General features: G+C 68.5%; 4 protein-coding genes. 2 read left to right on the top strand and 2 right to left on the bottom strand.

Annotation, left to right across the window (positions count from 1 at the left end; genetic code table 11):
• On the top strand, nt 1-697 hold a 697-nt coding region (locus ACLN58_RS19980; RefSeq protein ID WP_415856982.1), incomplete at its 5' end, for a GntR family transcriptional regulator.
• A gap of 79 nt (nt 698-776) precedes the next feature.
• On the opposite strand, the gene hpaB is transcribed toward ACLN58_RS19980, so the two are convergent.
• Complete coding sequence (gene hpaB / locus ACLN58_RS19975; RefSeq protein WP_415856981.1) at nt 777-2228, bottom strand: 4-hydroxyphenylacetate 3-monooxygenase, oxygenase component; 1452 nt, start codon at nt 2226-2228, stop codon at nt 777-779.
• A gap of 67 nt (nt 2229-2295) precedes the next feature.
• Nucleotides 2296-2823 carry a flavin reductase family protein gene (locus tag ACLN58_RS19970; RefSeq protein ID WP_415856980.1) on the bottom strand — a complete coding sequence of 176 codons (528 nt, stop codon included), beginning with the start codon at nt 2821-2823 and terminating at the stop codon, nt 2296-2298.
• A 197-nt stretch (nt 2824-3020) separates the two neighbouring features.
• On the opposite strand from ACLN58_RS19970, the gene ACLN58_RS19965 reads away from it, so the two are divergent.
• A partial coding sequence (locus ACLN58_RS19965) for a helix-turn-helix domain-containing protein (protein WP_415856979.1) occupies nt 3021-3229 on the top strand: 209 nt, incomplete at its 3' end.

Raw genomic sequence — 3229 nt, 5'->3', positions numbered from 1 at the left:
CGGTGGCCGCCGGCCAGCCAACCGTCAGCTCTTGGCCGACTACGTCTACCAGGAGCTCCTCGCCTCGCTCATGGACGGGCGGCTCGAGCCGGGCTCGGGCATCGGAATCGACCGCATGGCAGCCGAACTCGAGGTCTCGCAGACCCCCATCCGCGAGGCGCTCGCCCGGCTCGAGGCGACCGGCCTCGTGCGCCGCGAAGCTCTCAAGGGATATCGCGTCGCGCCACTTTTCACGGCCGAGGAGCTCGGCGAGCTCATGGAGGCGCGCGCCGTGATCGAGCCGACGATGACCGAGAGCGCGTGTGCGCACGTCACCCCGGAACTGCGCGCCGACCTCCAGCGGGCCGTCGACGATCTCCGCGGCGCCCCGACCGGCCCGACGTTCGCGGAGTACGGCGCGTACTGGGAGGCCGACGAGCGCTTCCACCGCCTCATCGCCGAGCACGCGCACAACCGCTTCCTGCTCAACGCGTACAACGCGCTTGGCGGGCAGGTACAGCGCTTCCGGTTCTTCGGCGACCTCGGCGTGACCGACGCCGAGCACGCGATCGCGGAGCACACCCGGATCCTCGAGGCGTTCGAGGCGGGCAGCCCCCTGCGCGCCCGCGAGGCCATGCTCGAGCACATCTCGAACGTGCGCGGCCGTGCGCTCAAGGACGCGAGCTCGGCGCCCAAGAGTCCCCTGCAGCAGGCCTGAGCCAACGCGCACCTGAGCAACAACAGACGACGGCGACCCTTCCCGCGCGGGGAGGGTCGCCGTCGTCTGTTTGGCTGGCTCAGTCCTCGCGGTGCAGGAATTCGCGCACGCGGGCCCGCAGCGGATCGCGGTCGTAGCTGTTCACGAGGGCGCCGGCCATGCGGACGGGATCGCCGAAGAAGAAGTACTCGTAGAGCGCCTGGCGGCCCGCGAAGCCCGTGACCGAGGCATCATAGGCGAGCTTGAACAGCCGGATCCGCTCGGGGCCCGTGAGCGACTTGCCCTGAAGGTACATCTCGATGTCGTCGCGGGCCACGTCGAGATCGGCCTCGCCCGGAAGCCCCATGAGGCCCGACGCGCAGAACTTCCGGATGATCTCGGGGTAGCGCTGGGAGACCTTCGGGTACCAGTTGCGCGCCGCGTTGAGCGTGGGCCAGTGCGGGAGCATGACGCCGTCGTCGTTGAGCTCGGCCTGCGCCTCGGCGGCGACGATGAACGCCTTGCCGATCTCGACGTTGCGGATGAGCTCCGCGAGGTCCTCCTGAATGTGCTGGAAGCCGTCGATGCCGATCATCGCCGCGACCTCCGACGCGAGGCCCAGGAAGAACTCGCTCTTCGCGAGCGTGCGGGTCACGACCTGATGCGTCATGAGGGCGGCGGCGCCCGTCTCGGAGTACCACTGGTTGCAGAGTTCAGGGTGGCCGAGCATGAAGATGCGCTCGTTCGGGACGAAGACGTTGTCGAAGACGACGACCGCGTCGATCTCCTCGAAGCGGCTCGCGAGCGGCTCGTCGTGATGGCTTCCGCCGTGGTACAGCCCGGTGCGGCACAGGTAGTGAAGGCCCGGGGCGTCGTTGGGGATCGCGACCGCGAACGAATACGGCGCGTCCTCCGGCGTGGCCCGCAGGAGCGTCGACGGGAACACGAGGAGCTCGTCCGCGATCGGCGCGATGGTCGCGAGCATGCGCGCGCCGTGGATCACGACGCCGTCGGGCCGCTCTTCGACGACGCGCGCCGCGAGCTGGCCGCCGAGCTGCTCGGAGCCCGAGACGGAGCGGTTGGCCTGCGGCGGGATGAGCGTGTGGGTCGCGAGGAGATCGTTCTCCCGCGCGAACTTGTAGTACGCCTCGATCCTCTCGCCGTAGGCCGGATCGGCCTGGGCGAAGAACTTCTTGGCCGCGCCGAGGGCCGTGAGCGCCGAGTTGAGGTAATCGCCCGTGCGGCCCAGGAAGCCGTTCGAGTACGTGGCCCACACCGACATGGCCTCGCGGCGCCTGACGAGATCCTCCTTGGTGCGCGGCATGAGGAAAGCGGCGTTGACGGGATCCCCAGTGGTCGGCGACGGATACGTGAGCTTGTCCCGGAACTCGGGGTCGTGCTGGAGGTCGAAGAGCTTCGCGTACGTGAGCGCGAGGCCGCGGAAGGACGGGTGCTCGGTGAGGTTCTCCGAGACGATCTCCCCGTCGATCACGAGGTGGGGGTGCATCGCGTTGAGCTTGTCGAGGAACTGCTGACCGGTCCGGATACCCATGATGTCTCTCCAGTGAGGGTGGGTGGTGGGTGAGGGTGGGTGGTGGGTGAGGGTGGGTGCCGGCCCGTCAGAGCAGGTCTTCGACGCCGAGCTGGCTCTCGGGAATGGTCGTGAAGCGCCCGCTCGCGAACGCGAGGGCGTCCCCGGAGCGGTAATTGAAGTCGACCACCTCGCCCAAGTACAAGGTGTGGTCGCCGCCGTCGTACGCCGCCCACGGCGTGCACTCGAAATAGGCGAGGACGCGGCTCAGGCGAGGGGCCACGGGCCCCTCGACCCACTCGGGTTCGACGCCCGGCCGGCCCGCGAAGTGCAGAGCCAGGGCCTGCTGCTCGGCACCGAGGATGTTGACGGTGAAGGGGCGCCCGGCGAGCTCGTCGTGTGCTCTCGTGTTGCGCGCGATGCTGACGAGGACGAGCGGCGGCTCGAGCGAGACCGACGTGAAGGAATTGACGGTGATGCCGTGCCGCTTGCTGACGCCGTCGAACGTCACGATCGCCACACCCGTCGCGAAGCGCCCCAGGCTGCCGCGGAAATGGAGCGCGCGGGGGCGGCTTGTCTTGCCGTGCCGTCCAGGGACTGCTGGCTGCGCGATCATGGCCGCTACCTCCTTTGGGGGCACCCTGTCCGGCCGGAAGGCGTCTCCGATTCAGACAGTGTTGGTCAATTCAGACAAGCGTTCTATAATAGAACACAATGTCCCAATATCGAACATTCTCACTGTAGGGGACCGTTCCCCTCCCCCACAAGAGCCTATGACGTTCGCCGGCCACCCGGCGATGGAAGGAGCAGCGCATGCCGCGGACACCGGAGACGGCGGCCCATTCCCAGACGCTCTCCCGCGGCCTCCGGGCCCTCGAGATCCTGGCCGACTCACGCACGCCGCTCACGATCGCCGAGGTCGCCGAGTCGCTCGGGCTGCACCGTTCGATCGCGTACCGAATCATCCGCACCCTCGAGGACCACTCGCTCGTCGAGCGGGACGATTCGGGCCGCCTCCAGCC

Origin of the sequence: Sinomonas sp. G460-2 (genome assembly GCF_047759905.1) — a bacterium.
Taxonomy (GTDB): domain Bacteria; phylum Actinomycetota; class Actinomycetes; order Actinomycetales; family Micrococcaceae; genus Sinomonas.
Note: the sequence above shows the minus strand (reverse complement) of the source record. Positions and strands in the feature narration are given on the sequence as shown.